Source organism: Acinetobacter sp. YH12251, assembly GCF_013417465.1.
Lineage (GTDB): Bacteria > Pseudomonadota > Gammaproteobacteria > Pseudomonadales > Moraxellaceae > Acinetobacter > Acinetobacter amyesii.
In genome coordinates this window covers 94,167-113,656 of the sequence record NZ_VPDZ01000008.1, presented here as the reverse complement: position 1 = coordinate 113,656, position 19,490 = coordinate 94,167, and the positions used below count along the sequence as shown (strand labels likewise).

Here is a 19,490-nt window from a genome sequence, read left to right as displayed (position 1 = left end):
GATTGCAAAAAATGCTTTTAAACAAGTATCTTAATGATACTTTATGAGAAAAAAACCAATCCAGTATTAAGGGTATTTGCTTATGAAAATTGATAACATTCCTGATTCCATCGACCCTAACTTAAATCTGGACATTATTCGCGCTGAATGCTTAGAGCTCGTTAAAAAACGTGCTTATTTTTCAGCAGGTGCAGCCATTATTCCTGTGCCATTTTTGGATGTGGTGATTGACGTCGGAATTTTGTCACAGCTCATTCCAGAAATTAATGCGCGTTTTGGTTTAGCACCAGATCAAATTAGTGTGTATGATCCAAAAACCAAACAAATTCATTGGACAGAACTGCGTAAACGTGGTGTCGAATTTTCTGGTTTAGTGGTTGCACGAACCGCGATGAAAAAATCGCTAAATAACATTGCTGCAAAATATATTACCAAACAAGTCACTAAATTTATTCCATTAGGTGGACAATTGGTGGCAGCCAGTTTGGGTTATATTGTGATGAAAAAAGTCGCTGAAACCCATGTAGAAGAAAGCTACCAATTGGCGAAGCGTATTCAACAGAAATTTCCGAACCAACCTGTCCCAACACCAAACAATGCTTAATGCAGCGACGTTTAGTTTATGAACAGGTTTAAAACATTAAAGCGCTCTAAATCATAGGCCTGAAGATCCAGTAAATTTGAAAATGAGCGAGTTTTGAAAATGAAGAAAAAAGCCACGAATTGCGTGGCTTTTTTCATAAAGTCAATCTGCTTTCAACTGCGCTAAAATCGTTTTTAGCACTTGTAAACGAGCACTATGCTTATCATTGGTCGCAATCACATGCCACGGCGCATATTCTGTATTCGTGCGTTGCAACATATCTGCAGCAGCTTTGAGATAGTCATCCCAACGGTCACGATTCCGCCAGTCATCTGGAGTAATTTTAAAACGTTTATGCGCGGTTTCTTCGCGGGCTTTAAACCGCGCAGCTTGCTCATCCTTATCTATGGCTAACCAGAACTTGATGACAACCGTTTGACTGTTATATAGGTCCTTTTCAAAGCGATTAATTTCATCATATGCCCTCTGCCATTCAACGGTGTTAGCAAATCCTTCAATCCGCTCAACCAAAACACGACCATACCAACTGCGATCAAAAATCGTGATTTTCTCTTCAGGGACAATTTTATTCCAAAAGCGCCATAAGTAAGGACGGCGTAGTTCATATTTTTCAGGTGCTGCTATAGTATGAATTTCATATTCGCGTGGGTCTAACTTTTTAACAATACGTTTAATTGCTCCGCCTTTCCCTGCGGCATCCATCCCTTCAAACACGATCACCACGTTGCGTGAATCAAAACGTAAAGCTTCAGCCACCTTACGGCTTAATTTTTTTAATTCTTTTTTATAATCGGCTTCATCAGCGACGGCTGTACTTGGCTCCAATAAAGCCTGTGGTGTTTTGGCTTGTTTCCAACGCCCTACCGCTTTAGTTTCATGTGTTGGACAATGTTTTAAAGTGCGTAAAATATACTGTGCAAATTGCTGATCACGGACTTGCTCATCTTCACAGTCGATAATGATCCAGTCATGACTAAAACGCTGACGTAAACGTTGCAAGTTGTCATATTGTTTTTTATTGCGCCAATCTAAACCATGCAATTTATGCCAACGCGCTTCACTCGGGTCCATTTCATCCAAACGTTTTTGTAAAGATTTCCAAGATAAATCGAACCAGACCTTAATCACATCGACATGATTATTTTTTAGGTCTCGTTCATAAGCCCGCATGTTCTCGACATATTCATCAAATAAGGTTTCATCCAAAGGCTTCGACACATGCATGGCGGTACTGAGCAAATCACTATACCAGTTTCCAAACATCACCATGATTTGCCCTTCGGCAGGAATAAACCGTGCATAAGACTGCCAAAAGGTTTGTTTTGGATTAAATATGATCGGGGCATCCGCTTTCACCCTTAAGTAACGTGGATCAACCCATTCACGGAGCTGTTTGACGGCCTCCCCCTTACCCGCAAGCTCTATTCCGCTGACTAAAATCAACACGCTTTTGGCATTAGGCTGACGGCTGGTATTTTTCAGTTGATATTGCGCTTCAATTAGCTCAACCGAGAGTTGTTCTTCATCCATCAATTGAAATTCTGTTTCTTTTAAGCTCATGGCGGACCCTTGGTTTTATTCTGTTTTGAGTATAACCATGCCGTTCATCACACAACAATGCTTTCATGTATATGCTGAAATGCAAAATATGACCATTTCTGCAACAAACTGACTCAGATTAACCTATAATTTCGTCACTTTGTCATAGCCCTAAGCTACAACACCCACTAAGATTCAAACATCTAAAAAATAATTGAGACACTCAATGTCCAAACTTGCAGTATTAGATGATTTACTTGAACTGTATTACCAGTTGAACTACCACAAAAAGCCAGAAATTTTACAGCGTTTACAAGATGTCCAGCAGTGGCAAAAACAGCGTATGCAACGCACTCATGCCGTACAATTTGCTGAAAAACACAATGTGCTGATGTCTGAATATTTTATTAATCGTTTATATGGCGGTCCTGATTTTGATGCATTAGCAGCACAAATTGCTCGTCTCACGCGCTATGCACACAAAGCTGAAAAATTGATTCCAGACAATGCTATAAAGACTGGTACTTCGGGCGTACAACTTGCCATTTTAGCCGTACAGCTTGATGAACAAGTGGCCATGCAATTATTAGAAGATTATCCATCCAATCTGACCCTAACCGATGAAATGATGCGCCAGACTTATCTTAAGCTTGATCAGGGCAAGGACCGTATGTTACAGCTGCAACTATTGGACGATTTAGGTCGTAATCTAGATAAATATATGCGCTCATTTATGGTCTATACCGCCTTTAAGATGTGCAAAGGCGCAGCAATAAAATATAACTTCGAAGTGATGTATGACTTTATGCAAGATGGCTTTCTCGCAATGAAACCACTTAAGTCAGCAGAAAAATTTGTGCGTGAATTTACCACTGTAGAACGTCAAATCATTGACCGTGTACATGCTGGAGACCCTAACCCGTTTCAGCCGGCGGCCTAACAAAATTATCATCCCCATTCAGCCCACATTTGATATAAAACAAACAGGGCGCTCAAAGCTGAACTCAGATTTTTTATAGGGGTTTTGCAAAGCAATTACAGCAGCCCCTTATTTTTTCTGTATATTATTCACAACAAATGCAAATGACTGCTGTATAACAACAGAGAATCTGTCATCATGCTTACAAAGTAACATTAACCCTATTTATAAGTTAGGAGTGACTCTAATGTCTAACGAGAATCAAACGCCTGTCCCTACACCTGAGTCGGCACAAAATACAGACAAAGCGAGTCCATTCTTAACTGAACCTTTACCACAAGGGACAGCGCAAGGTCAGCAACAATCTTTAGAACAACGTCTGACCGACACACCTGTGACAGGTTCAGTACCCAAATATAATCTGCCACGTGGCGCGAACACAGGTAATGTTGGGCCAACTACACACTTTGGTTATCAGACCGTGAGCAGCGAAGACAAAGCGCAAAAAGTCGCGGAAGTTTTCCACTCAGTGGCTGCGAAATACGACATCATGAATGATTTAATGTCATTTGGTATTCACCGTCTATGGAAACGTTTTGCCATTAACATGTCAGGTGTTCGTCGCGGTCAGCACGTACTGGATATTGCAGGCGGTACAGGTGACCTTGCTAAAGTGTTCAGTCGTGAAGTTGGTCCGACAGGTCATGTGGTGCTTTCAGACATTAACGAATCGATGCTCAATGTCGGTCGTGACCGCCTCATTGATGCTGGTTGTACCAATGTCGATTTCGTTTTGGCCAATGCTGAAACTTTAGAACCTTTTGCAGACAACAGTTTTGACCTATTAACCATTTCATTTGGTCTACGTAACGTGACTGACAAAGATGCTGCTCTTGCTGCAATGTACCGCGTTCTTAAGCCAGGTGGTCGTTTACTGATTTTAGAATTCTCTAAACCGGTATTTGAACCTTTCTCAAAACTGTATGACTTGTACTCATTCACTGCATTACCGATCATGGGTAAAATCGTAGCGAATGACTCTGAAAGCTATAAATACCTTGCAGAATCAATTCGTATGCACCCAGACCAACGTACTCTTAAAGGTATGATGGAAAATGCGGGCTTCCAAAACTGTGATTACCACAACTTAACGGGTGGTATCGTGGCTGTACACCGTGGTTTCAAACTTTAATACTGCAGGCTGAACTATGTGGTCGATTCTCGCACTTGGTGCAGTTGAACGCTTAATTCATCATGTCATTGATTTGGATGCTATTACTCGTATCCAACTGAATGAATTGCAAGGCAAAATGCTTCGTGTGGTGATCGACTCACCACAGTTGTCGGTGGATGTGTTTTTTGACGATCAGAAAGTTCGCTTAGAACCGACGCCAACAGGACACTCTGAAACCGCATCTATCTTTGAGCAACGTCCTTACGAGCAGCAGTCAAGTAAGACCGAAGCAACGGCGACCTTGCATGTCAAAACGGTCGTCGAGCTCCTTAAACTGCTGTTGGCTGAAGATGTCGGCAATATCCCATTGCAAGGTGATTATCATTTATTGCAGGATATCCAACGCATTATGCAGCAAGCTGAGCCCGATTTAGCTTCGCATTTAAGCCCTTGGATAGGTCCAAGCCTTGCGCATGAAATTGGTAAGTTGCAACTTGCACCCAAATATCTCAAACGTACTTTACAAAGCCATTTGTTCTTTGCTGAAGACGCGTTAAAAGAAGATTCTGGCTTGTTTGCCCCACGTTGGCAGATGGATGACCTGAATCAAGACACACGAATTTTGAATCAAAATCTGGACCGTGCAGAAGCAAAAATTCAGCAACTGCATAGCCAAATTGACTCATTACAAGACAACACTTAAGACTAGGTAATTGCACATATGATTCCGCACGTTTCACGTTTACTCGACCTTTGGCGCATCGCTGCGCACTATAGACTCGACACGTTGTTTCCTGCGGAAGAATTACCGGAAAAAGCCCGTCATATTCTTTCTCTCATTCGCATGCACCCTGCGGCTTGGTCAAGCCGCGAGCGTAAAAATCCGCTCAAGCTCAAAGAAGCCATGGAAGAGATGGGCCCGCTGGCCATTAAAATGGGGCAATTACTGTCTACCCGTCGTGACTTGATTCCACCTGAAGTTTTACAGCAATTGGTACTACTACAAGACCGTGTAAAACCTTTTTCGAATGACGTTGCCAAAATGCGTATTCAGGAATCACTCAAAGCGGATGTGAATACCTTATTTGCACGCTTTGACGAGCAGCCTTTAGCCGCTGCATCTATTGCACAAGTGCATACTGCAGCCCTGCATGATGGCCGTGAAGTCGTGGTAAAAGTGACTCGCCCAAATATTCGCAATCAAATTCTGGAAGATTTTGAAATATTAGAGTGGCTTGGTCAGTTCCTTGAAAAACGTCTAGAAGCCGCTCGTGCCCTGCATTTATCTGAAATTATTCAGGACTACCGTCAAATTATTCTCAATGAATTGGATTTGACTTTAGAAGCGGATAACACCCGTCGTATGCGTCATTACTTCACCGGTTCAAGCATGATGTACGTGCCTGAAGTCTACATGGACAGCCGTGATGTCATGGTCGAAGAACGTATTACCGGTGTGCCTATTTCAGATATTGCGACCTTTGATCGCTTGGGTATGGATCGTAAAGATTTAGCCGAAAAAGGGCTCACCATTTTCTTTACCCAAGTGTTCCGCGATAACTTCTTCCATGCAGACATGCATCCGGGGAATGTCTTCGTCGAAACCATCAATCCTAGCAATCCACGCTTTATTGCCTTGGACTGCGCGATTATGGGTGAGCTTTCAAAGCACGACCAAATGACCGTAGCACGCATGCTACTTGCGGTTATGAACAGCGACTTTATGCAGCTGATTCAAATCGTGCATCAAGCGGGTTGGATTCCACCGGGTACAGATCAAGATGCCTTAGCACGTGAAATGCGTCGCACAGTTGGCCCAATGGTCTCTAAACCAATGCATGAATTGGACTTCGCCGGCATTCTGATTCAAGTGATGGATATTGCGCGTCGTTTCCATTTAGAGATTCCGCCACAACTGATGTTGCTGCTCAAAACCTTGGTTCATGTCGAAGGTTTAGGAACTGATCTCTATCCTGAATTGGATATTTGGAGTTTGGCAAAACCAATCCTCACCGATTGGATTAAAGCGCAAATGAATCCTCAGAAAAACTTAAAAGAACTCGGACAAAAAATTCCAGACTTACTTTTAGGTGCGCAAGATTTACCAACGCTGATGATCGACAGTCTGAATGGTTTAAAAAATCAGTCAGCTTGGCATGCAAAACAACTCAATGAACTGCAAAGCATGCGCTTGCAAATGGAACATCAGCAAAAGCGTAGTTGGGTCTTTGGTAGTGTTATGGCCATCTTCCTCTCCATTGCGATAATTGCGCCATGGTATGTTTCCATCGTATTAATTGCACTTTCATGCTTACTTGCCATTTGGCGTGTGTTTAAATAATCTTTGTATTTAAACAATATGTTGTATCCATAGCTCCTTTAAGCCCTTTGACAATAAAGGGCTTAAAGCTATAAAAACAAAAAATTCAAAAAATTAAATAAGGCTGAACGCCATGTCATACAGTTATTTAGGGGTACTGTATGGTCGAAATCCACTCAGAGCTTGTGCAACGGCCTTGCTATATAGTTTTTCGACCCTGCTCGATGTATTGGTTCAATTGAATTTACACTTATCTTTTCTGAACTGGCAACCGACAGCCAACACCACCCTGTATCGGATGCAACATAGCGCTGCATTTTGGTGGATCATTCTCTTTAATGTACTTCCCTGTTTATTCCTGCTTTGTTTGCCACAGCAAAAACTGACGGCCGGGTTAAATTATTGGTTATTAGCTGGGGCCGTGGTTTTTATCATTAATCTATTTGCTTGGGCGGTCTTTCCAATGGCGACATGGGCAATCGTCTGCCTCAGTTTGTTTCAATTGCATCGGCATAATGAACAATTATTACAACACTCATGAGCGATACCCTGATATGACTGAGAAGTCATTTGTCGGAAGTTTCAGCCATTGGGTCTGTGCAAAAACGCACTAGAATAATTCTACGACTGTATTTTAAGCGACTGCCATGACTCAAATTTTGCAAAAAAAACCGCCTGCGCTCAATATCCGTGCTGGCCATTTAGCACGCCAACTAATTGAAAAAGAAGGTTTAAACGCCGCTCAAGTGGATATCCTGCCCGGTGCTGCTGGTGGCCCGAAAGGCATTGGTATTCAAGGTTTAGATCAGGCGATTTTTGCTGACTTTTTGCCACGTGCGCAACAAAAGCGTACTTTAATTGGTTCATCGATTGGCAGTTGGCGCTTTGCCAGTATTGCTGCTTGGGGAGCTATCGAAGGCACGAAACGCCTCTCTGAGCTGTATACCAATCTGAGCTTTCATAAAAAGATGAGTCGTCAAGAAGTCAGCGATGTGTGTCGTGGCATGCTGATCGATTTGATTCAAGGTCAAAAAGCTGCACTGGTTAATCATCCTGATTATCACCTCACTGTGCTTTCAGTCAAAGCTCAGCATATTTTCCAAAGTGATAAAGCTCTGCCGCTATTAGCCTCTGTCGCAGGAATCGTGGGAACGACAGCGCTCGCACGTAAACACAGTCGTTATTTCATGCAGCGTGTAATTAGTCAGCCTGTGTCAGGTCATCAATTTACCGTGGCGGATGATGGCTTTACCACGCATTACCATGCATTGACTCAAGACAGTGTCATGCCGTGGCTTATGGCTTCTGCATCTATTCCCGGTGTCATGGCCGCGATCCGTGATATCCCTGATGCGCCACAAGGCAGTTACCGCGATGGCGGCCTGATTGACTATCATATTGACCTACCCTTCCAAAGTCAGGGCATCGTGCTGTATCCGCATTTCACAGATAGCATCACCCCCGGTTGGTTTGATAAATTATTTAAACGTCAGGCTAATCCAGACAATCAGGCGCGTACCCTGTTACTATCACCTTCACAAGAATACCTTGCAAGCTTGCCGCTTGGCCGACTGCCTGACCGTAAAGACTTTACCCTCAAAGGCTTAGACAACCAACAACGGATTAAAATGTGGAACCAATGTGTGGCTGAAAGTCAGCGTATGGGCGATGAGTTTTTGGAGTTGGTTGAAAAGCAACATTTCCCAGCAGTCATGCAAGCACTCTAAGCGTTACAGTAATCTCTTGCGAGGGACGCTATAATCCTGTTTCAGAATTTTGAGCTTATTTAGTATAGATTTATGCGGATATTTTTAACTGTTTTGCAGTATGCCTGCATCGCTTTTGCACTTTTCCTTGTTTATCAAGTGTCAACCGCCTTGATCAACGGCCAATACGATTTAATGGAAGTGGTGGCAGATGTCGGTACGATTTTAATTTGTATTGATTTGGCGGTGTTTTTATTTACCAGTAATGCAAAACAAGGCATTAGCATCGAAGACTATGCGAAACAATTGGAACAAAAGCCGTCAAAATTGGTATATGTCACCCGTAAATTGGGACATTTCGGTATTTTGCTGATCATTACCAGTTGGATTGTACCGATGATTCGCTAATGTATTTTAGTTCAATAAAAAGGATCATCATGTGTTCATGATGATCCTTTTTTATGTCATCAGATTTTATTTATCCGAAGAAATTAACCCGTCCAGTTCTTACATCATACACCGCACCAACGATCGCCACTTTACCTTCTTGCACCAATTGCTGTAGCACTTCACTATTTTGCAAAATATAGCGGATGTTGTAATGCACATTCATTTGCGTCACTTGCTCTAAAAATGCCGGACTCAGCGTTTGTGGTTGCATCAATTCAGCAACACGCGATACAGACTCATTGAGTGGCCCCAGCACATATTGAATATGCGGCATACGCGTCAAGCTCTGAATCGATTGACCAGCTAAATGCAACTGACAAGCACTGCTAACCGCACCACAGTCCGTATGACCAAGCACTACGATCACTTTGGCACCTTTGACTTCGCAGGCAAATTCTAAAGAACCTAATACTTTTTGCCCTGCGACATTCCCCGCTATGCGTAAACTAAATAAATCGCCAATTCCAACATCAAAGATCATTTCAGTCGGCGCACGAGAATCCATACAACCTAACACTGCCGCAATCGGATGCTGTCCTTCTTCTGCGGTCACCCGCAGTTGACGATAGATATCTCGTTGCAAACGCTCATTTTGTACAAACCGCTCATTGCCGGCTTTAAGTAAAGCGAGCACGGCCTCCGGAGTCAAACGTTGCTGTAAAGCTGAGGTACTGATATCTATATCCAATGCCGCCTCCTGCGCATCGGCATAGTGTGCCTTGAAACCAATCAACTGCACTTGCACTTTACGCTGTGCTGCCTTTTCCTGCTGGTACTCTTGAATAAGCTGGAAAATATCAGCATCCATATCACTCACATGTGTGGCATCAATCACCACTTGTTCGCCCCGATGGATATGTTCCAATGCAGATATTAATGCCGACCGGTTGAGAAAACTAACTTGTGAAGGCAATTCAATCCGTGTAATCACCCCATGTAAATGATGCTCTTTATACACCTTCAGTCCCTTATTAAAATTGGCATATAAAATAAAGGCCGCACTACTGGCTAAACCAATCAAGATTCCGAGCAATAAGTCTGTGAATAAAATCGCCAGTAAGGTAATGATAAAAGGAATAAATTGTTTCCAACCTTTTAAATACAACTGTTTAAACAATTTGGGATGTGTCAGTTTAAACCCAGTGAGGATTAAAATTGCGGCTAATGCTGAAAGCGGAATCATGTTCATCAAAGGCACTAAACACAGTACGGCAAACAAGAGCAATACGCCATGAAAGATGGCAGAACATTTACTTTTAGCTCCAGCACTGGCATTGACCGAACTACGAACAATTACTGAAGTTAGCGGCATCCCGCCTATAGCACCCGAAACGACATTGCCGATGCCTTGCGCCCATAACTCTCGGTTGGGGGGTGAAGAGCGCTTATGCGGATCCAATTTATCTGCTGCTTCTAAATTCAATAGAGTTTCTAATGACGCCACAACCGCCAAAGTGATAGCGCCCGTATAAATCAGAGGATTATTTAAAGCGGTCCAATCCGGAAAGATCATCACATTTTGTGGCTGATCCCAAAGGTTAGGAAGTTGGATGAGATTTGATGGATGAACTGCAAAAGACGAGCCACTAAGCACCAACACGGCATTACATAGTGCAGCGATGACTACAGCAACCAAGGCTGAAGGCAAAACCCATTTTTTGCATGGGCTCTGTTCCCATAGCAACATCAGCACAAGGCTACCGATACCGATCAGAACGGCACCGATATCCCAATGCAAATCGAGCGGCTGTGACTGCCACGGCACAGACCATGAAAATTGGTTCAAGCCAAACAAATAAGGTATTTGACTCCCAATCAAAATCAGCCCGATAGCTGCCAACAAACCCAATATGACATTGTTCGGAATAAAGTTGGCAAAGAAACCGAGCCGAAATAAGCCAAATCCAATCTGTAAGATACCGGCAAAAACAATACACAATAAAAAGGCGGCATAGTTGCCGCCGAGTAGTTCTAGCTGTACCAAAATGACTGCTGTTAAACCTGCTGCTGGCCCTGCAACACTGATATGTGAGCCACTCAGTGCCCCAACTAAAATACCACCGACAATGCCGGCAATAATGCCAGAGAGAATCGGTGCGCCAGAAGCCAATGCAATACCTAGGCATAGCGGTAAAGCCACGAGAAATACCACTGTTCCAGATAAAAAGTCGTGAATATGAAATCGATGTCGTTCAATTTTAGATGTCATCATTTTACCGTTTATAATAAATATCAAATAATTAGATGTAAGTATGTAAAGCCTAAAGTTTGTGACCACTTTATGGCGTGACTTATATTGTCTGACAATCGAACGATTCTATAGTGTGTTTTGATACGTGATTTGTGTGATTTTTACACTTTATTGCGAAGTTTAAGATTCAGCTCATTTATCTTTGATAGGCCGTAAAAGAAAATAAAAAAAACCTCCCAAATGGGAGGTTTTTTTTAACAGTTCAAGATTACTTCGAACCTTTAATCCCTGCTTGTAATAACAACGCACCTAAACCACCAATTTTATTTTCTTGTGGTTTCGCTGCTTGAGGTTTTTTATGACCTTGTGGGCGGTCGCCTTGCGGACGAGCATGCTGTGGTCGTTTCGCATGTGGCTTACGCTCACCACGTTGTTCTTGCTGGGCATTGTCACGACGTGGTTGACGTTGTGGTTTCGCTGCAGCAGTACCTTCTGCACGCATAGACAAGTTGACACGGTTACGTTCAACATCGACATTCAAGACACGAACTTGAACAATTTGACCTGGTTTTACGACTTTGTGCGGATCTGCAACAAATTCATTTGCAAGTTCAGAAATATGCACTAAACCGTCTTGGTGTACACCCACATCCACGAATGCACCGAAGTTCGTCACATTCGTAACCACACCTTCAAGCTGTAAACCTTCAGTCAACTGCGCCACTTCAGTGATGTCTTCACGGAATTTTGCGGTACGGAACTCTGGACGTGGATCACGACCTGGTTTTTCAAGTTCAGATAAAACGTCTTGAATTGTCGGTAGACCAAATTGGTCATTCACAAATTCTTCGGCGTTTACTTGGCGAATAATTTCAGTATTACCAATAATATCTTTGACTGTGGTTGCTTTCGCTGCCACAATTTTTTCTACTAAACCATAAGATTCAGGGTGAACTGCAGATGCATCCAATGGTTCAGAACCATCTTGAATACGTAAGAAACCTGCTGCTTGTTCAAAGGTACGTTCGCCTAAACGAGGTACTTTCTTCAAACTTTGACGGTTATCAAAACGACCATTTTCTTTACGGAAATCCACAATTTGCTGTGCAATTGATTTATTCAAACCCGCGATATAACCCAAAATTGCAGATGATGCTGTGTTCACATCTACACCAACTGAGTTCACGCAGTCTTCAACTACTGCTTCTAGTGTTTTTGCTAAATCGGTTTGGTTCACGTCATGTTGGTATTGACCTACACCAATCGATTTCGGATCAATTTTCACAAGCTCCGCCAATGGATCTTGTAAACGACGAGCAATCGACACTGCACCGCGAATAGATACATCTAGCTCTGGCAATTCTTGAGATGCCAATTCAGATGCTGAATAAACAGATGCACCCGCTTCAGAGACAGACACACGAATCAAGTTCAAATCCGTATTCGCAGCCATCATTTCAGCCACAACCGCTTCAGTTTCACGGCTTGCAGTACCATTACCAATCGCAATTAATTCAACATTGAATTCGCGGCAAAGGCGCGCAAGTTCAGCAACTGAACCAGCTTTGTCTTCTTTCGGAGCAAATGGGTAAATCGTGCTGTGTGCAAGTACATCACCTGATGCATTGACAACAGCCAATTTCACACCCGTACGGATACCAGGGTCAACACCCAGAGTGGTACGCGCGCCGGCTGGTGCAGAAAGTAATAAATGACGTAGGTTTTCAGCAAATACATCCATCGCTTCAGCTTCGGCAGCCAAACGTTTTTCAGTCAATAATGAATGCTCAATGGCAGGACGAACTTTACCGAGCCAGAACAGTTTTGCTGTTTGTTTTAAGAAATCTGCACGCGCTTGTGGCTGAGCTGTTTCTATATTATATTCAGTTTCAATACGTGCCAATGGTGCATCATCTTCACCATCGACTTTTAAGCCTAAGACATTTTCTTGACGGCCACGTAGCATCGCCAATAAACGATGTGACGGCACTTTATTTAAGCTTTCAGAAAAATCGAAGTAATCACGGAATTTTTTACCGACTTCCTTTTTCTCATCACTTGCCACTAAACTTTTTAACATTGCTGTTTTTGCAAATGTTGCTTTGAGTTCAGTGGTTAATGCAATATTTTGCGCCCATTCATCAATTAAAATGTGTTGAATCGCATCAAGTTGACTTTCAACATCTGCATAATCTTCATGGCTAAAGCCTGCCAAAGCTTCCGTAGGATCGATCGCTTCATTAAAGATTTTTTCAGCGATTGGGCCTAAACCCGCTTCTTTGGCTTTAAATGATTTACTTGTACGTTTTGGACGGTACGGCGCGTAAATCTCTTCTAAAGCATTTTTCGTTTCTGCTGCATTCACACGAGCAAGTAAGTCATCAGATAACTTGTTTTGTTCTTTTAGAGATTCGATTACCTTTTCACGGCGCTCAAATAAATCACGCAGGTAAGTCAGACGTGTATCGAGCTGACGTAATTGAGTATCGTCCAGACCTTGCGTCACTTCTTTACGGTAACGTGCGATAAATGGAACACTGGCACCTTCATCAATGAGCTTGATGGCAGCTTCAATTTGATTTGGACGTACGGCAATTTCTTTTGCCAACTGCTGAACTAAGTCAGTCATCGTATTAGATCCCTGCAAGGATAAGTTCTAAAAGCCATGATTATAAAGACCAAGACCATAAAATCCACAATTGTTTTTATAAATTTATTCGTGGTTTTTAATGCCAATTCATCTCAAATACACATTTTTTTACGAAACTGACTATGAAACAGCAAATTAGCGAGACTTAGACAAGCAAACTGATTCGAACAACATGTATACATTTGGTATCTATGTCTTGATTTTAACTGCAATATTTGTTGCTTTAGAGCATAGTAAATTTATATAAATGAATCGTATACTCAAGTGAAATCGACTTTTTGTTTACGATGACAATAAAGAATAAGGAGCACGTCATGAGTTTAGTTGTACCTGCTGAAAAAACAGATGCCGTACAAGCCGAAACCGACCGAGTCGAACGCATTCTGGTTGTCGATGATGATGTGCGTCTACGCACCCTCTTACAACGCTTCCTAGAAGATAAAGGTTTTGTGGTCAAAACCGCACATGATGCGACTCAGATGGATCGTCTGTTGCAGCGGGAACTCTTTTCCCTGATTGTGCTCGACTTTATGTTACCTGTTGAAGATGGCTTGAGTATTTGTCGCCGTCTGCGCCAATCTAGCATCGATACCCCAATCATTATGCTGACCGCTCGTGGTAGCGATTCAGACCGTATTGCAGGACTTGAAGCCGGTGCAGATGACTATTTACCAAAACCATTTAACCCGAATGAGCTATTAGCTCGTATTCGTGCGGTCCTACGTCGCCAAGTGCGTGAAGTTCCGGGCGCACCAAGCCAACAAATGGAAGTGGTGTCTTTTGGTCCTTGGTCACTCGACCTGTCTACTCGTACATTAACCCGTGAAGGTCAAGTCGTCACATTAACAACGGGTGAATTTGCCGTACTCAAAGCATTAGTTCAACACCCACGTGAACCACTGACACGCGACAAGTTAATGAATCTTGCTCGTGGTCGTGAATGGGGCGCGATGGAACGTTCAATTGACGTTCAGGTTTCTCGCCTGCGTCGTTTGGTTGAAGAAAACCCAGCACGTGCGCGCTATATTCAAACCGTTTGGGGCGTAGGTTATGTCTTTGTTCCAGATGGTGCTGAATAAGCCATAAAATAAGACCTGAGAATCGAGTCACCGTACCTCATGTCCGGAAATACCATTCGCTGCTGTCTGAGCCACTTGAAATTGAATGAATAAAAGTAATGTGCGCGAGTTCAGCGAATGGCAAAAATTTTGGTTACTTTTTTAAAAAGTAACATAACGAACTCCTCCCAAAGAACGTTCCAGCAGTAAGATTCCATCGCAAAGAATAAAAACTGCCTTTCAAAAAATTTGCTTAAAGGATTCTGCGTGAAACTCGAACCCATCGACCCACAGGAATTTACCGACTACGTTACCTACTCCGAAAAAAAACGGACACCTTGGGAACGCTTCCTCGATAAAATCAAACCCCGCTCTGCAGCCATGCGGACTACCGTATTGGTCTTATTTGTGGTGTTTTTTAGCCTGTTTATGTCCTTATGGTTCTTTTGGCGCACACTCTATTTACCCGAAATTCAACAACATGCTCGTTACCTCGCGGTCGAGCTTGAAATCATTAACAATCCTGATTTACGGATTTTTCATAACAATGCCGAAGTGGATGTCGACGATTGGATGCGCAATCGCGTCGGAATCGAATATGTGACCGATCCGAAAGAATTTCCCAATGTTAAAGACAAAGTGATTGCAGAATTCTTTACCAATCAAATTGAAAAAAAACTGGCCAAAGAAATGCGCATTGATAATGCGACCGTGTATTTCCAATTTAAACCTGACCCACGTATCTGGATTCAAACTCCAGAAATGAATGGCAACTGGGTTCGCGAGCCTTTAAAAACCTATGCCAACTATAGCGCAGAGCTGATTTTAGGCTGGTTATTGGGTATTCCGCTGATTGCTGGCATCATTATCTTAACCTTGGTTCGTCAGCTCAACCGTCCACTAAAACGTTTACAAGATGCGGCAAACAACTATAGTAAACAAGGCACTGCACCTTATTTAGAAACCAACCATGGGCCACAAGAAATCCGTGAAGTAAACCAAGCCTTTAACCACATGGTCTACACGCTGGAACAAACTGAACGTGATCGTCGCATCATGTTGGCCGGTATTTCCCACGATTTGCGTACTCCGCTGACCCGTATTCGACTCAGCGCAGAAATGATGCCTGATGATGACTTCCTAAAAGAAGGTCTGATTTACGATGTTGAAGATATGGATGCGATTCTGAATCAGTTCATTTCGTATATGCGAGATGGCTCTGATGAAGTTCCGCAAGATACTGATTTAAATGCGCTATTGCAGGAATTAGTGATTCAATTTAAACCTTTAGATATTCGCTTTGAACCTCAAGACTTACCGATTATTCAAGCACGTAGCCTGTCGTTAAAACGACTAATAGGCAACTTAATCAATAACTCAAAACGCTATGGTGCCGAGCCGATTGAACTGTCTACCGAATATGAAGGTGACCATATTCAAATTCGCGTTGCCGATAATGGCGAAGGGATTCCTGAAGACCAAATTGAAGACCTGATGCAACCTTTTGTACGTGGTAATGATGCACGTACCATCCAAGGCAGTGGACTCGGTTTAGCCATTGTAAAACGTATTGTGGATATTCACGAAGGTCAACTTTCAATTCACAATCGAGCAGAAGGTGGACTCGAAGCGATCATTTCTTTACCACTGCAAAAACTCGAAAATGATGAAATATTAAACAACAGCCCATTGGAAAAAATTAAGCAAAGTTTAACTGAACGCTTTTAACAAGCGTTCAAAAAAGCAACGAACAGTTTTGTTTAACCCTTAACCATTGTTATTTTTAACTTTATTATTCAATAGCTTAAAAATCATAATAAAATCTTATACCCACATTTTTTCAAAAAATTAGACCTTAGCCTAACAGGGATGCAAAATGGCTTTTTTGATCGGTACAATCCGTATCAGTTTTGAGAATTTCACGAGAGTATATGATGTCTTTAGATCGCATCCGTTTAGCTGCCCTTCACGACAAAGTTATCAGCGCAGAAAAAGCTGCTGAATTCATTCAGGATGGTATGACGGTAGGTATGAGTGGTTTCACACGCGCAGGTGAAGCGAAAGCTGTACCTTTAGCGTTGGTTCAACAGGCTCATGCTAATCCTCTTAAAATCACCCTAATTACTGGCGCGAGCTTGGGTAACGATTTGGACAAAAAATTGACTGAAGCAGGTGTTCTTGCTCGTCGTTTACCGTTCCAAGTAGACAATACATTACGTAAAGCGATCAACAAAGGCGAAGTAATGTTCATCGATCAGCATTTGTCTGAAACAGTTGAACAAATGCGTAACCTTCAGCTTAAAAAGCCTGATGTAGCAATTATTGAAGCTGTTGCGATCACTGAAGATGGTGGCATCATCCCTACAACTTCTGTAGGTAACTCTGCAAGCTTCGCAATTTTTGCTGAAAAAGTGATTGTTGAAATCAACACCAGCTTAAGCCCAGCATTTGAAGGCTTACACGATATTTATATCCCAACATATCGTCCAACACGTCAAGCTATTCCATTGACTCATGTTGATGAACGTATTGGTACACATGCGATCAACATCGATCCTTCAAAAATCGTAGGTATCGTATTTAACAACGAATTGCATGACTCTCCATCTACAGTTACTGCCCCTGATGATGAAACTCAAGGTATTGCAAACCACCTTATCGCTTTCTTTGAAAAAGAAGTCGCTGAAGGTCGTTTACCGAAAAACCTAGGTCCATTACAAGCAGGTATTGGTTCAATTGCAAACGCAGTATTGACTGGTCTTAAAGATTCAAACTTTGAAGACTTGATCATGTACTCTGAAGTACTTCAAGACTGTACATTTGAATTGATCGACGCAGGCAAAATGAAATTTGCTTCAGGTTCCTCTATTACGCTTTCTGCGAAATATGGCGAAAAAGTATTTAATAACCTTGAACAATACAAAGACAAACTTGTATTACGTCCACAAGAAATTTCTAACCACCCAGAACTTGTACGTCGTTTAGGTATTATCGGTATCAACACAGCACTTGAGTTTGATATCTACGGTAACGTGAACTCGACTCACGTTTGCGGTACAAAAATGATGAACGGTATTGGTGGTTCAGGTGACTTCGCACGTAATGCGCACTTGGCTATCTTCGTGACTAAATCAATTGCAAAAGGTGGCGACATTTCTTCTGTTGTTCCATTTGCTTCTCACGTTGACCATGCTGAACACGACGTTGACATCTTGGTTACTGAACAAGGTCTTGCTGACTTACGTGGTCTTGCCCCACGTGAACGTGCTCGTGCTGTAATCGACAACTGTGCTCACCCAAGCTACCGTGCAGCATTGAACGATTACTTCGACCGTGCATGTGCAAAAGGTGGTCAAACACCTCACCTTCTACGTGAAGCATTGTCTTGGCACATCAACTTCGAAGAGAACGGCCATATGTTAGCTGCTCAACCTGAAGTGAAAACTGCTTAATTGACAGTGAACTAAAAAAACGCTCTTCGGAGCGTTTTTTTATGGCTTTTATTTTTCAATATGACTTATCAAGTCTGCAAAACTCGACTAATCTAAATTGGTCAAAATACATGCTAAAACAAAAATTATGTTTATTATCCGCCCCTATCTCGAAACTGATTTAGACGATGTGATTGCACTTTGGGAACTGTGTGATCTGACCCGTCCATGGAATAATCCTGAAATTGATATATTTCGAAAATTGGCTCAACGTGATCAATTATTTTTATTGGCGGTCAAAGATGATCAACTGATTGCAACTGTGATGGGTGGCTATGATGGACACCGAGGCTGGGTCAACTATCTCGCCGTACATCCACATTTTCAGCGAAATGGCGTCGCTACCGCTCTCATTCAGCAATTAGAAAAACGCTTAATTGCTCTAGGCTGCCCAAAACTTCAATTACTGATTCGCCAAGACAACATTGACGTACAAAATTTTTATGAACAATTGGGCTATGAAGAGGTTGAAGTGATTTGTTTGGGTAAACGTTTAATCAAGGATTAGTGGCCAGACAAATCTTCGGTCAAGCCTTGTAACAACATCAAAAAAATTCGACATTGCACGATCAAAACAAAAATGGATTGCATTGCTTGGCTTTAAATTTTAGGATTTGCCCCCATCATTTTCCCAGAACATAGAAAAGAGATTTCCCATGCGTGTAGATATCTGGTCAGACGTGGTTTGCCCATTTTGTTATATTGCGAAAAAACGCCTTGAAGCTGCTGCCGAAGAATCGGGTGTAGAGCTTGAAGTGTTTTGGCATAGCTATCAACTTGATGCAGATGCGCCCGCTCGCCTAGAAATTTCTAATACTGAACGTCTAGCTCAAAAATATGGCCGCACTATTGAAGAAGTTGAAGAAATGCAGCGCAATATTGCCGAAATGGCGAAAGCTGAAGGTATTGAATTTAACTGGCAAAAAGCCAATTCAGGCAATACTTTCAACGCGCACCGCTTGATTCATCTTGCACAAAGCAAAGGTCTCGGCAGTGAAGCCAAAGAAGCTTTCTTCTATAGCTATATGACGCAAGGCTTGGCCATTGGTGAACGTGAAACCTTAGAAGACGTTGCATCTCGTATTGGTCTAAACCCTGTTGAAGTCGATGACTTATTAGACTCAGATGAATTTGCTGATTTCGTCAAATACGACGAAGAAGTAGCACGCGATCAACTTAAAGTTACGGGTGTACCGTTCTTTGTATTTGAGCAACGCATTGCTTTAGCAGGCGCTCAACCGAAAGATGTATTTAAAAAAGTGATGGACAAAGCTGCGGAACTCCCTGAGCTTGCTCCTACACCTGTCTGTAATGATGAAAGCTGTGAAACACCTGAAAAATAATTCAGCGCGTTCAATCAAAAATCCCCGAACTTCGGGGATTTTTAT

16 protein-coding genes are annotated in these 19,490 nt (G+C 42.4%); 13 read left to right on the top strand and 3 right to left on the bottom strand.

What is annotated here, in order from left to right; all coding sequences use genetic code 11:
- The first annotated feature begins 82 nt into the window (after positions 1-82).
- Positions 83-604 carry a hypothetical protein gene (locus tag FTV27_RS08785; protein WP_078192820.1) on the top strand — a complete coding sequence of 174 codons (522 nt, stop codon included), beginning with the start codon at positions 83-85 and terminating at the stop codon, positions 602-604.
- Between the two features lie 141 nt (positions 605-745).
- Here the strand turns inward: FTV27_RS08785 and FTV27_RS08780 are convergent, their stop codons facing one another.
- The gene (locus FTV27_RS08780) at positions 746-2,164 is read right to left on the bottom strand and encodes a phosphate--AMP phosphotransferase (RefSeq protein ID WP_111885629.1); all 1,419 of its coding nucleotides are present in this window, start codon (positions 2,162-2,164) and stop codon (positions 746-748) included.
- A 205-nt stretch (positions 2,165-2,369) separates the two neighbouring features.
- On the opposite strand from FTV27_RS08780, the gene FTV27_RS08775 reads away from it, so the two are divergent.
- The 7 genes from FTV27_RS08775 (at position 2,370) to FTV27_RS08745 (ending at position 8,670) form a co-directional block, all read left to right on the top strand.
- A complete protein-coding gene (locus tag FTV27_RS08775) occupies positions 2,370-3,083 on the top strand; it encodes a hypothetical protein (protein ID WP_180024752.1) in 714 nt (237 codons plus the stop codon).
- Positions 3,084-3,309: 226 nt separating this feature from the next.
- Positions 3,310-4,254, top strand: coding sequence for a bifunctional demethylmenaquinone methyltransferase/2-methoxy-6-polyprenyl-1,4-benzoquinol methylase UbiE (ubiE, locus tag FTV27_RS08770; protein WP_078192823.1), 945 nt, complete (start codon positions 3,310-3,312; stop codon positions 4,252-4,254).
- A 16-nt stretch (positions 4,255-4,270) separates the two neighbouring features.
- Positions 4,271-4,939, top strand: coding sequence for an SCP2 domain-containing protein (locus tag FTV27_RS08765; RefSeq protein WP_180078058.1), 669 nt, complete (start codon positions 4,271-4,273; stop codon positions 4,937-4,939).
- Positions 4,940-4,957: 18 nt separating this feature from the next.
- Positions 4,958-6,577 carry an AarF/ABC1/UbiB kinase family protein gene (locus FTV27_RS08760; protein ID WP_180078055.1) on the top strand — a complete coding sequence of 540 codons (1,620 nt, stop codon included), beginning with the start codon at positions 4,958-4,960 and terminating at the stop codon, positions 6,575-6,577.
- A 112-nt stretch (positions 6,578-6,689) separates the two neighbouring features.
- A complete protein-coding gene (locus FTV27_RS08755; RefSeq protein WP_180078053.1) occupies positions 6,690-7,097 on the top strand; it encodes a hypothetical protein in 408 nt (135 codons plus the stop codon).
- Positions 7,098-7,203: 106 nt separating this feature from the next.
- Positions 7,204-8,283, top strand: coding sequence for a patatin-like phospholipase family protein (locus tag FTV27_RS08750; protein ID WP_180078051.1), 1,080 nt, complete (start codon positions 7,204-7,206; stop codon positions 8,281-8,283).
- Between the two features lie 72 nt (positions 8,284-8,355).
- Positions 8,356-8,670 (top strand): hypothetical protein, encoded by a 315-nt coding sequence (locus FTV27_RS08745; RefSeq protein WP_180078050.1) that lies wholly within the window; start codon positions 8,356-8,358, stop codon positions 8,668-8,670.
- A 70-nt stretch (positions 8,671-8,740) separates the two neighbouring features.
- Here FTV27_RS08745 and FTV27_RS08740 read toward each other — a convergent pair whose 3' ends face one another.
- Together FTV27_RS08740 and FTV27_RS08735 are read right to left on the bottom strand one after the other, a co-directional pair.
- On the bottom strand, positions 8,741-10,921 hold the full coding sequence (locus FTV27_RS08740; RefSeq protein ID WP_180078048.1) for a SulP family inorganic anion transporter: 2,181 nt from the start codon (positions 10,919-10,921) through the stop codon (positions 8,741-8,743).
- 250 nt (positions 10,922-11,171) lie between these two features.
- Positions 11,172-13,532, bottom strand: a complete 2,361-nt coding sequence (locus FTV27_RS08735) for a Tex family protein (RefSeq protein WP_180078046.1) — start codon at positions 13,530-13,532, stop codon at positions 11,172-11,174.
- A gap of 335 nt (positions 13,533-13,867) precedes the next feature.
- Here FTV27_RS08735 and ompR point away from each other — a divergent pair, with 335 nt between their 5' ends.
- The 5 genes from ompR to FTV27_RS08710 all read left to right on the top strand — a co-directional run bounded on the left by ompR (position 13,868) and on the right by FTV27_RS08710 (position 19,445).
- On the top strand, positions 13,868-14,632 hold the full coding sequence (ompR, locus tag FTV27_RS08730; protein WP_078189809.1) for a two-component system response regulator OmpR: 765 nt from the start codon (positions 13,868-13,870) through the stop codon (positions 14,630-14,632).
- 246 nt (positions 14,633-14,878) lie between these two features.
- Positions 14,879-16,339, top strand: coding sequence for an ATP-binding protein (locus FTV27_RS08725; RefSeq protein ID WP_180024744.1), 1,461 nt, complete (start codon positions 14,879-14,881; stop codon positions 16,337-16,339).
- A gap of 206 nt (positions 16,340-16,545) precedes the next feature.
- Positions 16,546-18,063, top strand: coding sequence for an acetyl-CoA hydrolase/transferase family protein (locus FTV27_RS08720; RefSeq protein WP_180078128.1), 1,518 nt, complete (start codon positions 16,546-16,548; stop codon positions 18,061-18,063).
- 127 nt (positions 18,064-18,190) lie between these two features.
- Entirely contained in the window at positions 18,191-18,610 is a 420-nt protein-coding gene (locus FTV27_RS08715) for a GNAT family acetyltransferase (protein ID WP_180078044.1), read from the top strand.
- Positions 18,611-18,758: 148 nt separating this feature from the next.
- Entirely contained in the window at positions 18,759-19,445 is a 687-nt protein-coding gene (locus tag FTV27_RS08710) for a DsbA family protein (protein WP_180078042.1), read from the top strand.
- The last annotated feature ends 45 nt before the right edge of the window (positions 19,446-19,490 follow it).